This window comes from Candidatus Zymogenaceae bacterium, from assembly GCA_016931225.1.
In the GTDB taxonomy this organism is placed as follows: Bacteria; Desulfobacterota; Zymogenia; order Zymogenales; family Zymogenaceae; genus JAFGFE01.
Window position 1 is genome coordinate 1 of the sequence record JAFGFE010000041.1, and the last position, 21,599, is coordinate 21,599.

Annotated in this window: 18 protein-coding genes; 16 read left to right on the forward strand and 2 right to left on the reverse strand. The window is 59.1% G+C overall.

Annotated features, from left to right (window positions below; all coding sequences use genetic code 11):
* Positions 1-59: 59 nt before the first annotated feature.
* Positions 60-1,163: a pentapeptide repeat-containing protein gene (locus JW885_16285; protein ID MBN1883722.1), complete on the reverse strand. Its 1,104-nt coding sequence runs from the start codon at positions 1,161-1,163 to the stop codon at positions 60-62.
* Between the two features lie 409 nt (positions 1,164-1,572).
* Between JW885_16285 and JW885_16290 the strand changes: the two genes are divergently transcribed.
* The 6 genes from JW885_16290 to JW885_16315 all read left to right on the forward strand — a co-directional run bounded on the left by JW885_16290 (position 1,573) and on the right by JW885_16315 (position 8,669).
* Positions 1,573-2,265 (forward strand): FadR family transcriptional regulator, encoded by a 693-nt coding sequence (locus JW885_16290; GenBank protein ID MBN1883723.1) that lies wholly within the window; start codon positions 1,573-1,575, stop codon positions 2,263-2,265.
* A 338-nt stretch (positions 2,266-2,603) separates the two neighbouring features.
* Positions 2,604-3,974, forward strand: a complete 1,371-nt coding sequence (locus tag JW885_16295) for an MFS transporter (protein ID MBN1883724.1) — start codon at positions 2,604-2,606, stop codon at positions 3,972-3,974.
* A 4-nt stretch (positions 3,975-3,978) separates the two neighbouring features.
* Positions 3,979-4,764 (forward strand): PIG-L family deacetylase, encoded by a 786-nt coding sequence (locus JW885_16300; protein MBN1883725.1) that lies wholly within the window; start codon positions 3,979-3,981, stop codon positions 4,762-4,764.
* A gap of 30 nt (positions 4,765-4,794) precedes the next feature.
* Positions 4,795-6,036, forward strand: coding sequence for a threonine synthase (gene thrC / locus JW885_16305; GenBank protein ID MBN1883726.1), 1,242 nt, complete (start codon positions 4,795-4,797; stop codon positions 6,034-6,036).
* Positions 6,033-7,259 carry a M20 family metallopeptidase gene (locus JW885_16310; GenBank protein MBN1883727.1) on the forward strand — a complete coding sequence of 409 codons (1,227 nt, stop codon included), beginning with the start codon at positions 6,033-6,035 and terminating at the stop codon, positions 7,257-7,259. The genes thrC and JW885_16310 overlap by 4 nt, the downstream gene beginning before the upstream one ends.
* A gap of 60 nt (positions 7,260-7,319) precedes the next feature.
* On the forward strand, positions 7,320-8,669 hold the full coding sequence (locus JW885_16315; protein ID MBN1883728.1) for an MFS transporter: 1,350 nt from the start codon (positions 7,320-7,322) through the stop codon (positions 8,667-8,669).
* Between the two features lie 221 nt (positions 8,670-8,890).
* Here the strand turns inward: JW885_16315 and JW885_16320 are convergent, their stop codons facing one another.
* A complete protein-coding gene (locus JW885_16320) occupies positions 8,891-9,268 on the reverse strand; it encodes a hypothetical protein (GenBank protein ID MBN1883729.1) in 378 nt (125 codons plus the stop codon).
* A gap of 188 nt (positions 9,269-9,456) precedes the next feature.
* On the opposite strand from JW885_16320, the gene JW885_16325 reads away from it, so the two are divergent.
* From JW885_16325 to JW885_16370, 10 genes are all read left to right on the forward strand, one after another.
* Positions 9,457-10,584 (forward strand): hypothetical protein, encoded by a 1,128-nt coding sequence (locus tag JW885_16325; GenBank protein ID MBN1883730.1) that lies wholly within the window; start codon positions 9,457-9,459, stop codon positions 10,582-10,584.
* Between the two features lie 64 nt (positions 10,585-10,648).
* The gene (locus JW885_16330) at positions 10,649-11,686 is read left to right on the forward strand and encodes a LacI family DNA-binding transcriptional regulator (GenBank protein MBN1883731.1); all 1,038 of its coding nucleotides are present in this window, start codon (positions 10,649-10,651) and stop codon (positions 11,684-11,686) included.
* A 13-nt stretch (positions 11,687-11,699) separates the two neighbouring features.
* A complete protein-coding gene (locus tag JW885_16335; protein MBN1883732.1) occupies positions 11,700-12,458 on the forward strand; it encodes a 3-ketoacyl-ACP reductase in 759 nt (252 codons plus the stop codon).
* Positions 12,459-12,462: 4 nt separating this feature from the next.
* Positions 12,463-14,460 carry an FAD-binding protein gene (locus JW885_16340; GenBank protein ID MBN1883733.1) on the forward strand — a complete coding sequence of 666 codons (1,998 nt, stop codon included), beginning with the start codon at positions 12,463-12,465 and terminating at the stop codon, positions 14,458-14,460.
* Entirely contained in the window at positions 14,457-15,116 is a 660-nt protein-coding gene (locus tag JW885_16345) for a ThuA domain-containing protein (protein MBN1883734.1), read from the forward strand. The genes JW885_16340 and JW885_16345 overlap by 4 nt, the downstream gene beginning before the upstream one ends.
* Complete coding sequence (locus tag JW885_16350; protein ID MBN1883735.1) at positions 15,113-16,135, forward strand: Gfo/Idh/MocA family oxidoreductase; 1,023 nt, start codon at positions 15,113-15,115, stop codon at positions 16,133-16,135. The genes JW885_16345 and JW885_16350 overlap by 4 nt, the downstream gene beginning before the upstream one ends.
* Positions 16,136-16,221: 86 nt before the next feature.
* Positions 16,222-17,658 carry an MFS transporter gene (locus JW885_16355; GenBank protein MBN1883736.1) on the forward strand — a complete coding sequence of 479 codons (1,437 nt, stop codon included), beginning with the start codon at positions 16,222-16,224 and terminating at the stop codon, positions 17,656-17,658.
* A 3-nt stretch (positions 17,659-17,661) separates the two neighbouring features.
* Entirely contained in the window at positions 17,662-19,728 is a 2,067-nt protein-coding gene (locus JW885_16360) for a hypothetical protein (GenBank protein MBN1883737.1), read from the forward strand.
* Between the two features lie 78 nt (positions 19,729-19,806).
* Entirely contained in the window at positions 19,807-20,484 is a 678-nt protein-coding gene (locus tag JW885_16365; GenBank protein ID MBN1883738.1) for a bifunctional 4-hydroxy-2-oxoglutarate aldolase/2-dehydro-3-deoxy-phosphogluconate aldolase, read from the forward strand.
* 29 nt (positions 20,485-20,513) lie between these two features.
* Positions 20,514-21,575, forward strand: coding sequence for a sugar kinase (locus tag JW885_16370; protein ID MBN1883739.1), 1,062 nt, complete (start codon positions 20,514-20,516; stop codon positions 21,573-21,575).
* The last annotated feature ends 24 nt before the right edge of the window (positions 21,576-21,599 follow it).

A 21,599-nucleotide genomic window follows, 5' to 3' on the forward strand; every position in this document is an offset into this window, starting at 1 on the left:
CTCCTTCAACTTTTTGAGTTGTTTGCCAGGAGGTATCTGACCACCTTTCTTTTCAACTGTCAAGTCAAGTTAATCTTGTCACACATAGCAGGACTCTCAAAGTTTCCCTTCCTTCTCATTTCCATTTCGCCGATGTAAAAGTCCCCAGCTTCAAAATATCTTCCGGTTTCCTCGTAATTCATGCGAAGCTGTGTATACAGCCTGTAAACTTCGTAATGATAATTTTCCTTATTATTTTTGAGTTTCTCTAAACCGCGGGCAATCCAGTTTTTTATCTTGCTCCTTCTGCTCATTAATTTATCTATAATCCATCTCAATGTATTTTGGAATACACCACACTGAAACGTGTCATCATACACCATGCACGGCTTCTTATGCCTGATGGAGCCGTATTCCCTGTTGGTCCAGTAGACTTCATGAAAATTGATCCATCTTAAATCAGTTCTGAGAAAACGAGTTTTCCCAAGATTAACTCCATCAAAAGTAATGCTGTCTCTATTTTCATAACTTACATTTATAAAAATAACCTTTGAATCGTTGGAAAAGTTTTTCTCTATAAATGCGATGCTGCCACCAGAAAGTACTTTAATACCGTAAAAACGTACACATTTTTCAAACAGAGTTCCTTTGTTGAAATATGTTTTTCCGTGGAAAGAAACCTCAGAGAAGCGTGCATTGCCTTTAAAACGTGTATGAGCAAAATGAGCTGTTTTTAAAAAACTGGCTTTGAAAAAGTCAACATCTTCCGAAAAATGTGTATCTCCAAAATAAGCGTCTCCATTGAAAAATACGTTTTCGAAATCAACTCTTCTGATAAACTGAGCTCCTTCAAAAGAAACATATTCATTGAATTTATATTTCTGAAATTTTGCCTCGCAATAAAATTTTGATTTTACAAAGAAAGTTCTAGAATGAATAGATCGGACTGATTCATCAAGTTCTTCAAACTTGAAATTTTCAGGAAAAATGAAGCCGCAAAACTCATTGTCACCGTCTGAAAAGAATAATTCTAAAAAAAGTCTGGTGAATCTTTCACAGTCTTTATTTTTATCGTCAAAATGAAAGAAACAAAGTGTTTCCCCTTCGGAGTTTGTTTGTTCGTCAAACTGATGTGGGCATCTACGTATAACGCTGTGATCATTTTCGTTATCCCAGTATTCCATTCTGTAATCACACATATCAATCCATCCACTATTTAAGGATGTTGAATGCTATTTCGGCTTAAATAATCCACCCCCTGAGCGACACGTCCCTTCGATCATGTACTCCCCCGAGAATTTCTCACTATGGGGAGGGGAAAAATGCAATGCTCATGCAATACTGTTAATCAAGATATTTCTCTCTGTTTTGTAAAATTAAGCAATTCATTTGTCAAGCATTTTATACACAAATGCTTGATTATTTATATGACTTATACCTGGACGGTTTTCTCGAAGAAAAGAGAGCGGAATCGAAGCCCTCCGCTGGGCGCTCGGAAAAAACAAGCGTTATAAAATATCCCTTGACACGGAGAAGAAAGTCCGGTAAGAGAAGAAGAAACATCAGACCATATGACCATTAGCGTGGAGCACCATGGAACCGATCAGCAGAACCAATATATCAAAATCGATCGTCGACCAGGTTGTCGATCTTATCGCCAGCGGTGAATACCGCCCGGGGCAGCGGCTTCCGTCGGAACGGGAGCTGATGGAGACCCTGGGCGTGGGGCGGTCCTCCATCCGGGAGGCCTTCCAGGCGTTAGCGATCATGGGCCTCATCGACATCCGCCCAGGCCAGGGGACCTTCGTCCGGGAGATCACCACCGATGTGATCATCCGAAGCAACGTCTTTGCGCCACTGCTGACCCCCGAGGCAACCGGCGAGCTGGTGGAGGCCCGCCTGGCGGTCGAGCCGACCATCGCCGCACTAGCGGCCCAGCGGCACACGGAAGAGGAGCTCTCGGCCGTCGACGACATTCTCTCCCACTGCGAGCGGGCGCTTGCCTCGGGGGAGCCGGTCTACAGCCTCTCCGCCTCGTTTCACCTGTTGATCGCCCGGGCGTCGCACAATACCGTCTTTATCCGCTTCATGGAGACCCTCGCCACCCTGATGGCCGCCCGGGGCGCCCGCATAGAGGAGCACACGGACTTCATACATTGGGAGCTGGAATCCCACCGGACGGTGCGGGACGCGGTGGCGGCAAGGGACGGCGATGCGGCACGAAAGGTGATGGAGGAGCATATCATTGAATCGTCACGCTTCTACTTCGAGGTGGGGGGCGTGTAGCACCGTTTCGGGGCGGGCCCCTTCGGACGCCCGGCCGGATGAGTCAAGTGGCTGGGCGAAGCGTTGGGTTTTCCCTGCGGGATTCCCTCGGTATGCGTGACAACGGTCCCGCACGCAGGGCCCCTTTCACGAATGCCCGTTCTCGCCGCCGGGCGTGTTAACCGAGGCCGGATTTGTCCTCGGCGTTGCCGCCTGTTAGCCCGTCCCCGGCAAAAAGCCGGCGGGGCGGCAGGGCCGGGTCGAGCAGGGAGCGGTGAGTGAGTACGCATCATTTATAAAATATATGACGTGATAGAAAACCGTATTCCGCCTTACCTGCACAGAGGAGGGATCGACTCATGAGCGCTCACACATCCATCGCCTCGTCCGAGCGGCTTTCCGCATGGACGAAGATAAAGTACGCGTTCGCCGGCCTGGGCGGCGGCATGACCGACCTGCCCCTGGATATTCTCCTGCTCCCCTTTTATACCGAGGTGCTGGGCGTGCCCACGGCCATCGCCGGGTGGGTCGCCCTGGCTGCGGGCGTCTGGGACGCCGTCACCGACCCGGTCATGGGTACCCTGTCGGACGCAACCCGCACGCGCATGGGGCGGCGCAGGGTCTATTTCCTCATCGGCGCCGTGCCTCTCGGGTTCAGCTTCTGGTGGCTGTTCAACCCGTTCATGTCTAACTTCGCGGCGTCGTTTTTGGCGGCGTTTTTGATCTTCCGCCTGTCACTGACGATGGTGCTCATCCCTCACTTTGCCCTGGGGGCGGAGCTCTCCCCCAACTACGACGAGCGCACCAGCATCATGGGGTACAACCGGGGGTTCTGGATTTTGGGGCTGCTGTTCGGGGTGTTCATCCCGGTGGCGCTGATGGAGGTCTATACCGATGATCCCCACAAGCCCTACGCCATGATGGGCCTGATCATGGGGATCTTCATCATATTCAGCGTCCTGGTTACCTTCTTCGGCACGAAGGAGAATCCGGAGTGCTGGCGTGAGACCAGGCGGGTGTCCTACCTCCAGGGTCTAAAAATACTGTTCAAAAACAAACCCTATGTGATCGTCCAGGTGGCCTACCTCCTGTACCACACCGCCCAGGCGATCCCGGTGACCCTCCTGTTCTACTACGCGGTTCACTGGCTGCACATTTCAGAATCGGACATGCTGCTCTCCATTCCCTTCTATCTGGTTCTCGCCATCGTCAGCGTGCCGCTGTGGGTAAAATTTACTCAGAAGACCAATAAGAAGCTGGCGTTCGGCGCGGCCCTGTTCGTCTCAACCATGGGCGCGCTGTTGTTCCTGACCGTGCCCGAGGGCGGGGCCGCCGTCCTCTTCTACTGCCTGATGGGATTCATGGGCGTCGGCTACGGCGGCATGATGACGATCCCCAGCTCCATCCTGGCCGACGTGGTGGACGTGGACGAGCTGAAGACCGGCGAGCGGCGGGAGGGGCTCTACTTCGGCACCTGGGACTTCATCCGCAAGCTGGCCTCGAACCTGGGCAAGTGGGCGCCGATGATGGGGCTTGCGCTCCTGGGATACATCGAGGGGGCGGAGGATCAGCTCCCGTCGGTGCGGGAGGGCATCAGGCTGATGTTCTCCGTCGGTCCGGCGATCGTGTTTCTCATCGGTGTTGCGGTGATGCTGAAGTTCCCCATAACCCGGGCGGAGCACGACGACATCAGAAAACAGCTCGACGAGATGAGACGAAAGGGGGAATAGACCAATGAGATACCTGGTTGTAGAGGCCCACCCCGACGACATGGTCTTTTTCTGCGGCGGAACCGTGGCCCGGCTCATCGAGAAGGGCCACGAGATATTCGTCCTGACAATCACCGATGGTCAGCAGGGTACCCTGAATCCGACGTACGATACGACCCAAAAACTCGCAGACATCATGCGAGCCGAGCACGCAAGGGCGTGCACATCCCTGGGGGTGAAAGATGTGACGTTCACAGGGCTCATGAATCATTTTCTGGAGAACACCCACGAGCTTCGGGAGATCATCGTCCGACACGTCCGGGAGGTGCAGCCCGGCGCGGTCTTCACCCTGGATCCGTGGAATCAGGACGAGAACCCGGACCACCGGGCCGTGGGCATGGCGACCCTGGAGGCCTGCTCGTTTTCCCACATGCACCTGTTTCACCCGGAGCATCTCGACCAGGGACTGAAAACGGCGATGGTCGCGAAGGTGATCCTCTACAAGACCGACCGGCCCAACAGCTACTACGATATCTCAAGCACCCTCGCAAGGAAGGTCGAGGCGGCGCTGGCCTATGAGAGCCAGATCGAGCTGATGCGGGACGAGGGGATACGCCGCCTCGAGGTATTGGGGAAGAGCCATCCGCTTTTCGAGGGGGATTTCGCACAGATCGTCGGCGGCGGCGTGCAGGGCATGGCCGCCGAGGCCGGAATGAGTGCGGGCCTCGAGGCGGCGGAGGCATTCCACGTGCGGGGCCTGGGCATCCTTGAGAACATCAAGGAGCTCATCGGCGGCCTCGACGTCGAATAACGGATTGACCGCAACGGGGAGATACGCACCATGACATACACCTATCGATGCACAGGCTGCGGCGGCGTTTTCGGGGGGGAGAAGTTTCTCTCCCGCTGCGCCGAATGCAACGGCGTGCTGCTCATCGAGCCGGACTTTTCGGGGAGGGAGAAGGAGCTGCGGGAGCTTTTCGACGGGACTGTTTCCGACATGTGGAAATACGTCCCCCTGCTCCCGGTTTCGGCCCCCGCCCCCGGAGAGGGGCTTTTTGAGGGGGGAACGCCGCTGATCGAGTCCCGGCGGATCGCGGGGGAGTGCCGCGTCTCCCCCCTTGTCTTCAAGGTGGAGATACCGAATCCCACAGGCTCGTTTAAGGATCGCCAGGTCGCCGTGGGGATTCAGAAGGCGAGGGAGGTCGGCGCGGATACGGTGGCGGTGATTTCCTCCGGGAACGTGGCGGCGGCGGCGTCGGCACTGGCGGCGAGATACGGACTTCGGTGCCTGGTCTTCGTCCCCTCCACGGCGCCCGTGGAAAAGCTCACCCAGTCGGGGGTCACGGGCGCCCGGGTCATCCGGGTGGATACCGAGTCGTCGTCCGTGGTCATGGGGCTTGTGGACGATGCCTGCAAAGAGCGGGGGTGGATGCACCTCTCCACCGCCGGGAGCATCAATCCCTTCGCGGTGGAGGGGTCGAAGACCATCGCCTACGAGCTGTTCGACCAGACGGGCGGGCGGCTTCCCGAGGTGATCTTCGTTCCGGTGGGGGGAGGGGGGCTCTTGGGGGGGCTCTATCGGGGATTCTGCGATCTCATTGCACTGGGCCTGATCGAGAAATCCCCCAGGCTGGTGGGTGTTCAGGCCGAGGGGTGCGCACCCCTGGTGCGGGCGATCACCGACGGGCTGGACGCCGATCGCATCATGGCTGAACCCTGGAAGAATCCGAAGACCGTCGCCGGCGGAATCGCCGACGATATCCTCTTCGACGCCCACCGGGCGCTGCCGGCGGTGCGGGAGTCCAAAGGCTCCGCCGTCGCCGTGACCGATTCGGAGATCATGGACGCCGTGTCCCTCTTGGCGTCGAGGGAGGGGATATTCGCGGAACCCTCCGGCGCCGCCTCCCTGGCGGGATTCATGCGGATGGCCGTCGGGGAAGGCAGAGATAAGTATAAGAATGCATGCTGCCTGATCACCGGCTCCGGGTTGAAAGACATGGACGCCGCCGGTCGGATCGGCGCACGGATTACCCCCGTTAAACCGGAACTCAAAGACATTCTGGATATAGCCTTGATATGAAAGACAAAACGCCGAAAGCTGGGAAGGGCGCCGCTGCGAGCGGCGCCGGGAAATTTGCGATCGATCCCGATACTGTCATCGACTTTCTCCGATCGATTCTCGTCATCAACACGGAAAATCCCCCGGGAAACGAGGAGCCGGTGGCCCGGGTGATCGCGGGTCGCCTGATGCCCCTGGGATTCGAGGTTGAATTTTTTGAGCCGGAACCGAAGCGAACAAGCCTTTTGGCGGTGCTCCGGGGGGAGGGGGGCGGCAGGTCGCTTTTGATGAACGGTCACATCGATATCGGCCCCATCGGTGAGGGATGGACGAAGGACCCCCTCGCGGGAGAAATAGAGGACGGGAAGATATACGGTCGGGGCACCGGAGACATGAAGTCCGGCGTCGCCGCGATGGTCTGCGCCGCCGAGGCGGTTGTCGCATCAAGACTGAAGCGACGGGGAGATCTCTACCTGACATTCGTTGCCGACGAAAGCTCCGGCGGACACAAGGGAAGCGGCTATCTAATCCGCCGGGCGAAGATCGATGCGGATATGGGGGTTATCTGTGAACCCAGCGGCGGCCACATCGGCATCGCTCATCGGGGTACGGTCTGGGTATCGGTGGAGGTAATCGGAAAATCGGGTCAGGCCACGAAACCGAACTCCGGCGTAAACGCCATTTCCTGTGCCGCCGGGGTGATTGCCGCCCTGGACCGAGAGCTGCCGCCCATTCTGAAAGAGATACGTCATCCCATTCTCCCCGAACCGTGCTTCAACTTCGGGACCATCGCCGGCGGGATAAAGACAAATGTCATCGCCGATCGATGCTCCTTCACCATCGACAGGCGGACGATCCCGGGAGAACGCACGGAAGAGGTGATCGAGCAGGTGCGCACCATCGCCGATCGGGCGCTTCTGGGCACCGGGGCGCAGGTTACGGTGAAAGCCGAGATGGTGGTGGAGGCCTCGGAGGTGTCGCCCGATCTGCCGATCATCGACGAGTGCAAAAGGGCGATGGCGAAGGTGGTGGACATGGAGCCGCTGTTGGGCGGAGGCGGCGGATTCACCGACGCACACTGGTTTACGAACGACCTGGGCATCCCGACGGTCATCTTCGGCCCCTGGTATCTCCACTTCGGAGACGGGAGCATCTCGGACATTCCGGACGAGTATAATTATATCGAGGATATCATTACGGGTACCACCGTGTACGCGCATTTGATTGCAAATATCATCGGATAGCGTTAAAATCAGATAAATAATAGTCAAATAAATATTATAATAGTATAGGTGAGGACGGCAATGACTGAAGAAAAGAAGGGCGGCATCCTGTCCCGCTGGCTGCTGATCAAGTATGCCTGTGCGGATCTAGGCGGCGGCATGACCGATTTTCCCATTGCGATTTTTCTCATACCATTCTATACCGAGGTGATCGGCTTGGGACCGGCCCTGGTGGGGTGGATCGCCCTGGCTGCGGGTATCTATGATATCTTCACCGATCCGTTTATGGGGGCCATTTCGGATCGCACCCGCACCCGGTTCGGCAGGCGCAGGATATATTTCCTCGTGGGCGCCGTGCCGCTGGGGCTGTCGTTCTGGTGGCTCTTTTCCCCCATCTCCGGCATGGAGGCAGCGAGCTTTCTCATCGCCTACCTGGTGTTCTATACCTGCATGGATGTCGTCTTCATCCCGCATTTCTCCATGAGCGCGGAGCTGACCCCGGACTACGACGATCGAACCCGGGTACAGGGATACAACCGAAGCTTCTGGATCATCGGCCTGCTTCTGGGCGTCGCCATTCCTCTGGTGCTCATGGAATTTGTTTCCACGGATCGATCATATTATTCTCTTGTGGGCCTCATCCTGGGCGGCATCATGACGGCGTCGGTGTTCATGACGTTCTTCGGTACGAAGGAAAATCCGGAATTCTGGCGGGATGAGAAGGTCTCCCTGAAGGAGGGCATCAAAGCCATTTGTTCCAATAAAAATTACCTCCTTCTCGCCGTGGCGAATCTCCTCTACAGCGCCGGCTGTTCCATTCCGAACACGCTCCTGATCTATTATGCCATCCACTGGCTCGGGGTTGAGGAGGACAAGGTGATCGCCGCTGTGCCCATCTACCTGGTCTTCAGCATGATATCGGTGCCGATATGGGTGAAGATATCGAAGAAGCTCGAAAAGAAGCCGACGTATATTCTGGCGTTTCTGGTCGCCGCCGCCGGGGGATTCTTATCGCTGCTCATACAGCCCGGACAGTTCTATTTTCTGTACGCGGTGTTCGCCGTCGCCGGCATCGGCTACGCCGGACTGATGGCCGTTCCCGGATCGATGGTGGCCGATGTGATCGATCTCGACGAGTACCATACCGGCGAGCGCCGGGAGGGGACCTTCTTCGGCGTGTGGGAGTTCTTCCGCAAGGCCTCCAACAACACCTCGATCTGGCTGGTGCTGCAGCTTCTGGCCCTGGCGGGATTCGTGCAGCAGCAGGAGATTCAGGCCCCCGGTGTGGACAACGTGATCCGCCTGATGTTCGGCGGCCTGGCGGGGTTGGTGTACCTGGCGGGGGCCGTGGTGATGTTGTTTTATAAATACGACAAGAAGGCCGTGGCCGAGATTCAAAGAAAACTCAGGGAAAAGAGGCTGCCGGTGTAATACACATCCCCCTGGTATAGAGAGCGTATCTTAAAAAATCAGATATGTCTTAATCCGCTTCGTTAAAGGCCGGGGGGGAGTGATATCACTCCCCCCCGGCCTCGTTGTCTCCAGCGGCTTCGAGAGGCGGGTTGAGGACGACCATCGTCGCCCGGATTCCCGGGCGGGACCCGCCCACGTGGACGGGGTCACACATCCCCCTGGTAGAAATCGCTCGCGGATTAGTCCGCCAGGGCGATTACTTCTATCTCGATGTCGAAATCCATCGGAAGCTGTTTGACGGCCACGCAGCTTCGGGCAGGGGGATTTTCTGTGAAGAATTCCTTGTAGGCCTCGTTCATGACGGGGAAATTCGCCATGTCGGTCAAAAACACGGTGGTCTTGACCGCTTTCGAAAGGTCCGAACCCGCCGCCTTCAGGATGGTGTCGATATTTTTCAGGATGATCCGTGTGGCCCGGGGAATGTCCCCCCGAACCTGTTCGCCGGATTCGGGATCAACGGCGACGTTTCCCGAAACGAAGACGAATCCATTCGCCTTGACAGCGTGGGAATAGGGACCGCCCTTGCCGAAGGCGTCAACATCGATACAGATTTTCATGACCGCTCCATTGTTGTGTGGATAAAAAAGGAAAGAATTCAGTCGTTTGTTTCATATATCATACCGGGGTGATGTCTGCAAGGGCGATGATACCGGTAAAAGGGGGCGTGATGGAAAAAGTTCTTGCATTTATTGCATGAATGAGATACAAAAAGATGACATTGCAACAGTGAAGAGGAACACACATCATGCTCGATACGCTCGCCCGGCCGTACGACTTTTCCGAAAAAAGAGCCCCCAATCGGCTTGTGGCCCAGGCCATGGAAATAAACAGCGCCACCGAAGACGGGCGCGTTACCCCAGAGATCATCCATCGCTACGAAGAACTGGCTCGGGGGGGGTGGGGCATCGTGTTTGTGGAGGCGATATCCATCACCCCGGACCATATGGCGAGGAAGCACGGCCTGGTGATCTCGGAAGACCGCCTGGACGGATACAAACGGCTTGTGGAGCGCTTCAAGGAGAGAAACGATCGATCCCTCATCCTCTTTCAGCTGACCCACTCGGGACGCATGAGCGGAAAATTTTCCCGGCCGGTCAGGGCGTACGGCGGGGACGACTCCGACCTGCCGGTGCTGACTGAGGGAGAGCTGGACGATGTCGCCCGGTCGTTCGTTTCGGCGTGCGCCCTCGCCCGGGAGGCCGGGGCAGACGGGGTGGATTTGAAGTCCTGTCACGGCTACCTGGGGGGGGAGCTCCTTCGGCCCGGGAATACCCGCAATGATTCCTACGGCGGGAGCGCCGAGAACCGCGCCCGGATGATATCCGAGACCGTCCGGGAGGTGAAGGGGCGCTATCCGGATTTTCTGGTCGGGAGCCGGATCTCGCTCTTCGAGGGGGTTCGGGGGGGATGCGGCACGGCCGGGCCTGATGAGATCATCGAGGATCTGTCGGACATCCTGTTGGTGCTGAAATACATCGTGGACGCCGGGGCGGATTTCATCAACGTCTCCGCCGGGATCCCGGCGATTCATCCCCAGCTCACGAGGCCGGAGAACAAGTGCCTCTTCAATTTCTATCACCACTTCAGGTACGCGAAGAAAGTGGTCGATCGCTTCCCCGGCCTCGCGGTCATCGGCTCTGCCTACTCGGCGGGGAAGGAGACGGCCGTCTATTGGGCTTCTGAAAACATAGAAAGGGGGTACGTCCACTTCGCCGGATTCGGGCGGCAGAACCTGGCGGACCCCGGCTTTGCGGGGAAGATCCTCAAGGGAAGCTCAAATATCCACCGCTGCATCCTGTGCGGCGGGTGCTCAAGGCTTTTGGGAAACCAGGAGAGAGTCAGATGCATCCAGTATGACAAAGAGAACGGATAACGGCACATAATACACATAATATATAATATATCGTTCCGTAAAACCCATTGAATCCACCACATCCATGACAAAAGAAAATCACACCGAAACCCTTCCCGTTGGTGGGGTCAAAACCCTCCAGGACATCGCTGCGCTCTGCGGGGTGTCGGCCAGCACCGTCTCCCGGGTGCTCAACAGCGAGCCGAATATCTCTCGGGAGACGACCCGCCGGGTGATGGACGTGGTCGGGGAATACGGGTTTACTCCCGTGAAACGGAAGCGCTCCCTCGCCAGGAGCCGGGCACAGCTTTGTGTGGTCGTGCCCGACAGCACCGCGACGGCGGACAACCCTTTTTTCGACATGGGCGAGCTCCTCCAGGCCATCGGCGGCGCCTTTGGGAATAATCGGAAGAGCATCGAGACCGTCTCCTTCTCGGAGCTGGAGACGGAAAGCGCCCCGGACCTCTCTGCGACAGACGGGGTGATCTTTGCATTCGGGCGCCCCGGCGAGCGGACGAGGAGCCTCCTGGTGGAGAAACGGATCCCGTATATTTTTCTCAACCGGATCATGGATGACGAGAACTATGTGTCGTGCAATCACTACAAGGGCGCGCTCAGGCTCAGAAAACACCTGGAAGAGAGGGGATGCGGCCGGGTCGGGTATCTCGGATGCACGTCCATCCCGGTGAACGGTGACCGACGCCGGGGATACGAAACCGGCACTCGGGAGGCGGGAGTATACAGTGACGATGAGGTCGTCTGTGAGGTTGCGGGCATCGGGGATGTCGGCGCGGATACGGCGGCCTTCTTTGTAAAGCGAGGGTGTGACGGGGTGATGTGCTTCAACGACAACTTCGCCATCCGGTTTGTCGCCGCCCTTAGCAATGCCGGAGTGTCGGTCCCCGGGGACATGAAGGTCACCGGGTTCGACGACTCGCCCCAGAGGCGCGTCTTCACCCCGACCATCACCACCATCAGCCTCTCCACCTTCGAGATGGGCTTTTTCGCCGCCCGGTGGCTGCGGGACAACATCCAGCATCGAGAGACGAGAAGACTCCGCCTGGAGGTGGAGGGGAGCCTGCTTACCGGGGAGACCACCATGGGGGGGAATCGGCATGACTGAGGGAGAAAAACAGATGAAAACGGCCCTGGTGACCGGGGGAAGCGCGGGCATCGGGAGTGCGATCGCTCTGGGGCTTGCCGGGGAGGGCTTTTCCGTGATCATCTCCGGACGCCGGCCCGGGGGGGAGGTGGCGGGATTACTTGAATCCCTGAACGAACGGGCGGGACGGAGTGGTGCCCGCTACGTCCGGGGAGACCTGGCCGACGAGGCGACCAGGGATGAGCTGGTCCGGGTGATCAAGGAGGAGTACGGAATGCTCTCGGTCCTGGTGAACAACGCCGGGGTCACAACGAGGGGGAGAAAGGACATGCTCGAGCTTACCGAGGACGACATGTTGTGGCTGTTGAGGATCAATCTCATCGCCCCCTTCCTCTTGTCCTCGGCCCTGGCGCAGCTTTTGGGGGGAGGGGATGAGCCGGGATACATCGTCAATATATCGTCCATTTCCGCCTATACGGCGTCGGTCAACCGGGCCGACTACTGTATCTCCAAGGCGGGCCTCTCGATGATGACCCTCCTCTTCGCGGAAAGGCTCGCGGCGATGAACGTGCGGGTGTTCGAAGTGCGGCCGGGCATCATCAGGACCGACATGACGGAGGGAGTCGCCGGGAAATATGATCGGATGATCGAAGGGGGACTCCTCCCCATAAAAAGGTGGGGGGAGCCGGATGATGTGGCGAGGGCGGTATTGGGGGTCGTCCTGGGGTATCATCCCTACAGCACCGGCACCGTGATCAACGTGGACGGCGGGTTTCACATCAGGAGGCTCTGAGGGTATGGAGAGGGGATCCATCATCGTAGACGGTATCGATGTGCCGGTGATCGCGTGCCGGGTCTGTGTGGTCGGCTCCGGGGCGGCGTCGCTCAACGGCGCGGTGCATCTGAAGCGGATGGGGGTGGATGATGTGGTCGTCGTTACGGAAAGACTGGGGGGCGGCACGTCCGCCAACGCCGGCTCGGACAAACAGACATACTGCCGGACGAATCCCGCGGCGGAGGGCGGGGACGGCGTGCTCTCATTCGCCCGGGATCTCTTTTCCGGCGGCGCCATGCACGGCGACATCGCCCTGGTGGAGGCGGCCCTGTCCCAGCGGGAGTTCTTCCACCTGGTGGAGCTGGGGGTCCCCTTTCCCCACGATCGATACGGGGTCTACCCCGGATACCGGACCGACCACGATTCTGTGGGGCGGGGGATCTCGGCGGGACCGCGGACGTCCATCGAGATGTTCCAGCACCTGTATGATGAGGTCCGGCGGCTTTCCGTCCCGATCGTAGATAATGTTCGGGTGATCGGCTTGATCGTCGCGGAAGATTCGGACGGGCGGCGAATCCGGGGCGTGGCGGGGATCCGGGAGGACGGAGACGAGAACGACCCGGCGATGGGCCTGGTGGCGATCCGGGCCGATTACGTGATTTTCGGCGTGGGTGGGCCCGCGGGGCTCTATCGAGACAGCGTCTATCCAAAGGTACAGATCGGCGGGCTGGGGGCGCCGCTTCTGGCGGGGGCCCGGGCGAGAAACCTCACAGAATCCCAGTTCGGCATCGCGTCGGTCGGGTTCCGGTGGAACCTCTCGGGCAGCTACCAGCAGGTGCTGCCCCGATATCTCTCTACGGAGCCGGACGGGACCGATCCGAGGGAGTTTTTGGCCGACGTGTTCCCCGCAGCCGATGAGCTTTTTGCCGCCCAGTTCCTGAAGGGATACCAGTGGCCCTTCGACGTACGCCGGGTGAAGGACGGCGGGTCGTCGCTGATCGATCTCGCCGTCTTCCGGGAGACGCATATCCGAAAGCGGCGGGTGTATCTGGATTTTACCGAAAACCCGCGGACGGCCGCGGGCGGCGCCTTCGACTCCGACACGGCCCCGCCCGAGGTCCGGGATTACCTCTTCGCCTCCGGGGCGACGGGCGGACGTCCCGTCGATCGCCTGCGGGCCATGAACGAGCCGGCATACCGATTGTTTCTGGATAACGACGTAGACCTCGCCCGGGAGCGGCTCCCCGTGGCCGTCTGCCACCAGCACGTCAACGGGGGACTGGCGGGATCATCCTGGTGGGAGTCGAACATACGGAACTTTTTCCCGGTTGGGGAGGCGAGCGGCACACACGGCGTCAACCGCCCCGGCGGCAGCGCCCTGAACGCGGGGCAGGTGGGATCGCTCCGGGCTGCGCAGATGATCGCCCATCGGATTCGCTCGGCGGGGGGCGACTCCGGGTCGCTCTCCCTCGACGGGGCCGACCGGCGGTTTCTCGCCGAGACGCTTGATCTGTGCCGCGGCTTTCTTGGGGACGGCCCGGCCGTCGATCCGGCGGCCGAGCTGCAAACGCTTCAGGGGCGCATGTCCCGACACATGGGGATCATCAGGGACAGAGAGGGAGTCGCCCGTGCGATGACGGAAAACAGAGAGATGCTCGCGCGAAACATGGGGGGATCCCTCGCCGACCGAAATCAACTGACGGCGCATCTTGTGACCCTGGACCTCCTCCGGACGGAAGCGGCGGCGCTGTCATCCATGGCGTGTCTCCTGGAGGAGCTCAAGGGGCCCCGGGGGTCGTTTCTGCTGGGCCGCGGGGACGCCGTTCTTGACGGCGTCATCGAGGGGCGGGAGAGGGGTGTTGTGCCGGACACGCACCTTGACGATCGGGCGGTGGAGTGCGTTCTCGGGGAGGACGGTCGATTTCGGGCGGAGCTCGTCCGTGTGCGGCCGATCCCCGAGGAAGATCGCTGGTTTGAAACGGTGTGGTCTGCATATCGGAAGTATGATATATTTTCATGAACCGTGAAGGGGAGATCGACATGACCGAGCGGGTATTGGCGGTATCGGCGGGGCTGATTCACCCGAATTGTGCGGCGCGGGGGAGATTGCGCCGCATCATTGAGGGCATACCGGACATACAGGCGGCCTGGACGGGCGACGTTGCGGATCTTGCGGCCCTGGACGGGGGGGGATACGACGGCGTGATCCTCTATTTTCAGCGAAAGACCATCGATGACGAAACCCTTGACGCCCTCGATCGATTCGTCACGGGTGGTGGGGGGCTTCTGGCGATACATTCCGCCTCGGCGTCGTTCAAGGAGGTCCCCCGATATTTCGACATCCTGGGGGGGCGGTTCGTCACCCACGGGAAGATCGAGCCCTTTACGGTGAGGCGGACAGACAAGGCGGCGCCCTTCTTTTCCGTGACCGATCCCTTCACGGTCACCGACGAGCTCTATATTCATCGGTATGATAATGATGTCACCGTCCACTACGCTGCGGAGGCGCCGAACGGTCCGGAGCCGGTGGTCTGGACGAAGGAATATGGGAAGGGTCGAATCTGTTATCTCTCCCTGGGCCACCGGGCGGGGATCTATCGCGAAGAGGCGGTCCGCCGGATCATCGTCGAGGGGCTTCTCTGGACCCTCGGGCGGGAGAGGGGGAGGGTGTCATGAAAAGGTGCAGAATGGCGATTATCGGCTGCGGGGATATCGCCCGCTTCACCGCCCTGGGGTGCCTTTTGAACAGGAAGATGAAGGCGGTCGCCTGCATGGATATAGACGGTGAGAGGTCCCGTGCCTTCGCCCGGCGGTTTCGCATCCCGAATGCGTATGACGACTTTGATACGCTCCTCGGCCGGGACGATCTCGACGCGGTCTACCTGGCCGTCCCCCACAACCTCCACCGACCGATGATCGAGAAGGCGATTGCCCGGGGGCTGCCGGTGTTGTGTGAAAAGCCCGTCGCCGCCGACATGGACGACGCCGTGGCCATCTGCGAGCTGTCCCAAAAGAGTAAGATCCCGGTGGGGATCAACTATCAGTACCGCTACGACTCCGCGTGTTACGCCCTGGTGGAGGCGTGTCGTGAGGGGGCGCTGGGGGAGGGTCGGTACGGACGAGTAAACGTGCCCTGGAACCGAAAACGCACGTATTTCGACGGCTCCCCCTGGCACAAGAGCATGGCCCACTCCGGCGGCGGGACGCTTTTGACCCAGGCGAGCCACGTGATCGATATCGCCCTCAGCGCCCTGGGGGGACGACCCGTCACCGCGATGGGGATGACGGGTCGAAAGGTCTTTACCGACGTGGAGGTGGAGGATTTCGGGACGGGGCTGATCGAGATGGAGGGGGGTGCGGTGCTTTCCGTCACCAGCTCCATGGTCGCCGTTCCGGAGCGGAAAATCCTCATGGAAATCTACGGGTCCGGCGGCACCGTGACGTATGAGGGACCGGATTTTCCGAAGGTGCGGTTTTACGGGACGAAGGTGACAAAGAGGCGTCCCCCGATCCGGGGGGTGCACGCGCTGTTTCGCAGCATCGAGGGATTCCGTCGCTGGATCACGGGCGGGGAACAATACCTGACTCCCGCGGCCTCGGCCCTCTCGGTGCTGGCGGCGGTAAAGGCGCTGTATCGATCGGCGGAGAGCGGGAAGAGGGAGCCTGTGGACGACAGATATGTGAAATATATATAAATAAGCCACGGGATGTGGGAGGCCGTTTTCAAGGGCGCGCATATCGTATATATAAAAAACCAGTATTTTAAAATGCGGGGTCTCGTATGAATGAGAACGGAAGCGGGAAGCTGAAGCTTTCCACGAAGCTGGGCTTCGGCGTCGGAGATATCTTCGGCGGCGGTGCCATGATGATCATCGGATTTTATTATCTCTATTTCCTCACCGACGTGGTGCTGCTGACGCCGAAGCTTGCGGGAATCGTCTTTCTGATCAGCAAGGCGTGGGACGCGGTCACCGATCCGCTGATGGGGGTGATCTCCGACCGGACCCGCACCCGCTGGGGGCGGCGGCGGCCCTATTTCCTGGCCGGCGTGGTCCTGATCTTCCTCTCGTTTGTCGCCATGTGGTTTCCGGTGGACTTCGGCCGGGAGATGCACCGGTTCATCTTCATCCTTGTGGCCTACGTATTCTTCTCCACCGTCATCACCATGGTGATGATCCCCTACAATGCACTGGTGCCGGAATTGACCCCGGACTATGACGAGCGAACGGCCCTGACCACCTTTCGCATCGCGTTTTCCGGCTTCTCGTCTCTCTTGTGCGCCGTAATCCCCTGGGAGATCGTCAAGGCCTTCGATCCGGACATCCGCCAGGGATTCATCGTCATGGCGGTGGCGTTCGGGCTCCTGTTCGCCCTGCCGTTCATCGCGGTCTTTTTCACCACCCGCGAGCGGATGGAGTTCCAGACCAAGCCGGAGCGGATCGATTTCAAGAAGAACTTCCTGGAGCCGTTTAAGACGCCGACCTTCGTCAACGTGCTGTTGATGTATCTCTTCGCCTTCGTGGCGATGGACGTGGTAATGTCCATCGTTATCTATTTCATGACCTACTATCTGAATCAGGGCGACGCCACCAACTACGTCCTGGGAACGCTTTTGGTGGTGCAGCTTGCGGTGATACCGCTCTATTACCTCCTCAGCAAGAAAACCAGCAAGAAGACGTCCTTTACCACTGCGGCGGTATTCTGGATCGCTTCGATGGGGTTCAGTTTTCTCATCGGGCCGGATTCGCCGGTCTATTTCGTCTACCTGTTCGGCGGACTGGTGGGGGTGGGAACCGGCGGGATCGTCATCATGATTTATTCGATATTCGCGGACGTCCCGGACGTGGACGAGCTGTACTCCGGCGAGCGGCGGGAGGGAATCTATTCGGGGATGTTCATGTTCATGAGGAAGCTCAGCTCCGCCCTGGGGATCTTCCTCGTCTCCACCCTGATCGACTGGGCGGGGTACCTGGCGCCGATCGGCGGCGTCCAGCAGGACCAGACGAACAATTTCATCCTGGTGCTTCGCGTCATCTTCATGGTGATCCCCGTCGTCTTTCTTGCGCTCTGTATTTATAACGCTGTCCGCTACGTCATGACGCCAGCGTTGCACCAGCGGCTCAAGGCGTTCCTGGAGCGGCGCCGGGATGCGGATGTGATGACCGACGAGCTTTCGCAGGAAGAGGCCGAGATCAAGCGTCTTTTTCAAAGGACGTAGACGATGAGTGAGAATGAAAAGAATACGGGAGCGGAACAGGCCTTCGTCCACGAATTTGCGGATACCACCGGTGTGGCCGATTTCACCTTTAAAAACGTGGACCCTCCGCCCGCCGGATACCCCTCTCCCTCTCCCGACGAGTACAGTTTTTTGCCCTTTGCGGAGTCTTTCGAGGATCGAAAAAAGGCCTTTGTGACCCACTGCCTGAACAATCCGGCCTGCGACCACATCAAGGGCTACTACTACGAGCTGATCCGCATCAGTGAGGGGAAGGGGCCGGTGTATGAGTCCCTCATCGACGCCGCCCTCACCTACATCGATCAGCGGTTCGACTGCTCCGACTTCGTCATGCTGGGCATCATCAGGCTTCTGTATCAACTGGCGGAAAATGAGCTCGTCTCGCAGGACCTCCTGGATCACGCAAGAAAGACGATCCTCGATTTCAAGTACATGCCCGACGAGCCGGGGATAGACTCCATGTGCTACTGGACGGAGAACCACGTCATCATGTTCGCCGTCAACGAATACCTGGCGGGGCAGCTCTACCCGGAGAGGGTTTTCACCAATTCCGGCATGACCGGACACGAGAAGATGACCGTTGCCAGAAAGCGTATCGAGAAATGGCTGGAGCTGAGGTTTCAGACCGGGTTTTCCGAGTGGCTCTCCCACATCTACTACGACGAGAACGTGACGGCGCTCATCAACCTCGTCGACTTCGCGAAAGACCCCCAACTGGTACGGGGGGCGGAAATCGTCCTCGATCTCCTTTTTCTGGACATGGCCCTCAACTCGTTTCACGGCACCTTCGGCTCGAGCCACGGGAGGAGCTATGCCGAGGAAAAGAGGGACGGGACGGTTGAATCCACCACCGATATCCAGAAGCTGATGTTCGGCATGGGGAGATACGCCGGGGCGGACAACATGGGGGCGGTGTGCCTTGCCCTCTCCGATTCGTATCGGCTGCCCCGGGCGATCCAACAGATCGTCCTGGATACGGGCCGGGATGAGGTCGAGAACCGACAGCGCATGGGCATCCGCCTGGATCAGGCGAAACGGTGGGGCCTCTCCTATGACGACTTCGACAGCGGCATACACTTCCTCTCCCTGGAGGCGTACCTGCATCCGCTGACCGTGAACCTGGTCATGAGGATGTTCGACGCCTACCGCTGGTGGGACAACCAGTTTTTTTCACCGTTCAAGCCCTTTCGGGGACTCATCCGGGCTCTTCGCTCCCTGGGGTTGATGCCCGCCCTCGCGTGGCTGGTGAAAAAAGACGCCTGCCGCAACACCCGGGAGGAGGTGAACCTCTATACCTATCGCACCCCGGACTACCAGCTTGCCTGCGCCCAGGATTACCGCAAAGGCTACGGCGGTGACCAGCAGCATATCTGGCAGGCCACGCTCTCGCCGAAGGCGGTCTGTTTTACCACCCATCCGGGCCACGAGGAGAACACCAGCGGGGGATACTGGGTGGGCTCCGGGACGCTGCCCCGGGTCGCCCAGGAAAAGAGTGTGCTTGTCGCCTGCTACAGGGCCTCGAAGATGCCGGGGCTGTATATGACCAACAAGCTCTTCTTCACCCACGCCTGGTTCCCGAGAAAAGAGTTCGACGAGGTCCGGGAGGAGGGTGGATGGATATTCGGCCGGAAAGGCGACGGGTACATCGCCCTTTATTCGAGAAACGGCTACCGATGGCAAGATGAGGGGGAGGATAAAGGCTGTGAGGTCATCGCCGACGGCCGAAAGAACATCTGGATATGCCAGATGGGCAGGCGGGCCGTGGACGACACGTTCGATGAATTTATTTCTAAGGTGGCATCCGCCCCCCTTCGCTTTCGGGGATTGTCGGTCGTCTTCGAATCCCCCACGGAGGGGAGCATCCGGTTCGGATGGCGGGGGGCCTTCCAAGTGAAGGGAAAGAGGGTATCCCTTTTTGACTATCCGAGGTATGATAATCGATACGTCGACGCCCCGTTCCCGCCGGATACCGTCGAGGTGGGGGCGGGGGGGCATTCGGTGACACTGAATCTGAAGCGGGGGATACGACGGGTCAGCGAATACTGCGGGTAGGGGCATTGGATCGAAGACGAAGCGCCCGCCCGGGGAGGGGCGTATGAATGAAAAAACAAAAACAGTACGGAGGTCTGCATGGCGAGATTCAGTCGCCTTCACACCCTCACGGCCATGAAAGATACCGGACTGGTGCCGGTGTTTTACCACTCGAATGTGGATACGGCGGTGAAGATCGTCGATGCGTGCGCCCGGGGAGGGGCGGTGACGCTGGAATTCACAAACCGGGGGGACGGGGCCGTGTCGGTGTTCGAGAAGCTGGAGGAATACTGCCGGGAGAGGATTCCCGAAGTCATCCTGGGTGTGGGATCGGTGGTGGACGCCCCCACGTCGGCCCAGTATATCAACGCGGGCGCGAACTTTGTGGTGGGGCCGGTGCTGGACGAGGAGACGGCGTTTGTGTGCAACGCCCGCAAGGTGCCCTACAGCCCCGGCTGCGGCAGCGCCACGGAGATCGCCCGTGCGCACCAGTTGGGTGTTGAGATATGCAAGATATTTCCCGGCGATCTCGTGGGGGGACCCGGATTCGTAAAGGCGGTGCGGGGCCCCATGCCCTGGACGGAGCTTATGCCCACCGGCGGGGTTGACCCCACCGAAGAATCACTTACGGCATGGTTTTCCGCCGGGGTGTGCTGCGTGGGGATCGGCTCGAAGCTGCTGACGAAGGAATTGATACAGCAGGGGGACTTCGACGGGATACGAAAGAACGTGCATACGACGATAGATATTATCAAGAAGATCAGAGGCGCGGCGTAATCCGCGTCCGACAAGGGGAATCGATACCGATGAAAAAATTGGATGTATCAAGCGCCGCGCAAAAACCGGTGGCCGCCTTCGGCGAGATCATGCTGAGGCTCGCCGCCCCAAACTTCGAGCGGTTTTTTCAGTCTCCCGTGTTGTCGGCCACCTTCGGCGGGGGGGAGGCGAATGTCCTGTCGAGCCTGGCGCTCCTGGGGATGAGGGCGAGATTTCTCTCGGTCCTTCCGGACAACGACATCGGAAGGGGCGCGATTCGGGTTCTCAGGGGCCTGGGGGTCGATATGGACCATGTGACGATAACTCCGGGATCCCGGATGGGGATATATTTCCTGGAGCGGGGCGCCAACCAGCGGCCGTCCAAGGTGATCTACGACCGCACCGGCTCCGCCATCGCCGAAGTCGCCCCCGGCATGATAGACTGGGAGGCGGTGCTGTCCGGCTGCGGGTGGTTTCACGTCACCGGCATCACGCCGGCCCTCTCGGAAGGGGCGGCCCGGGAGACGAAGACGGCCCTTGCGACCGCCCGAAAGCTGGGTTTGATCGTCTCCATGGATCTCAACTACCGCTCAAAGCTCTGGAAGTGGGGGAAGAGTGCCCCGGAGGTGATGGGAGAGCTGGTGCGGTATGTCGACGTGGTGGTCGCCAACGAGGAGGATTGCCAGAAATCCCTGGGCGTCGGCACGGACATCGACCCCACCGGCGGGGAGATCGACGCAGCACACTACGAGAAACTTTCGAAAAAGATGTTCGCCGCATATCCGGACATCAAGATTCTGGCGATCACGCTGAGGGAGAGCATCTCCGCCTCGGCAAACCGGTGGGGGGCGCTGATCAGTGACGGGTCTGAGGTTCATTTTTCCCGGAAATACGACATCACCCATATCGTCGATCGGGTGGGCGGGGGAGACAGCTTCGCCGCGGGCCTCATCTACGGGCTCTGTCACCTGGATGGTCCGAAAGAAGCCCTGGAATTCGCCGTCGCGGCATCGTGCCTGGCCCACTCCGTCGAGGGAGATATGAATCTCTCGACCCTCGACGAGGTGATAAACCTCTATTCAGGAGACGCCACCGGGAGGATCAAGCGGTGAGGTGACGGGGGACTCATCGAGGCG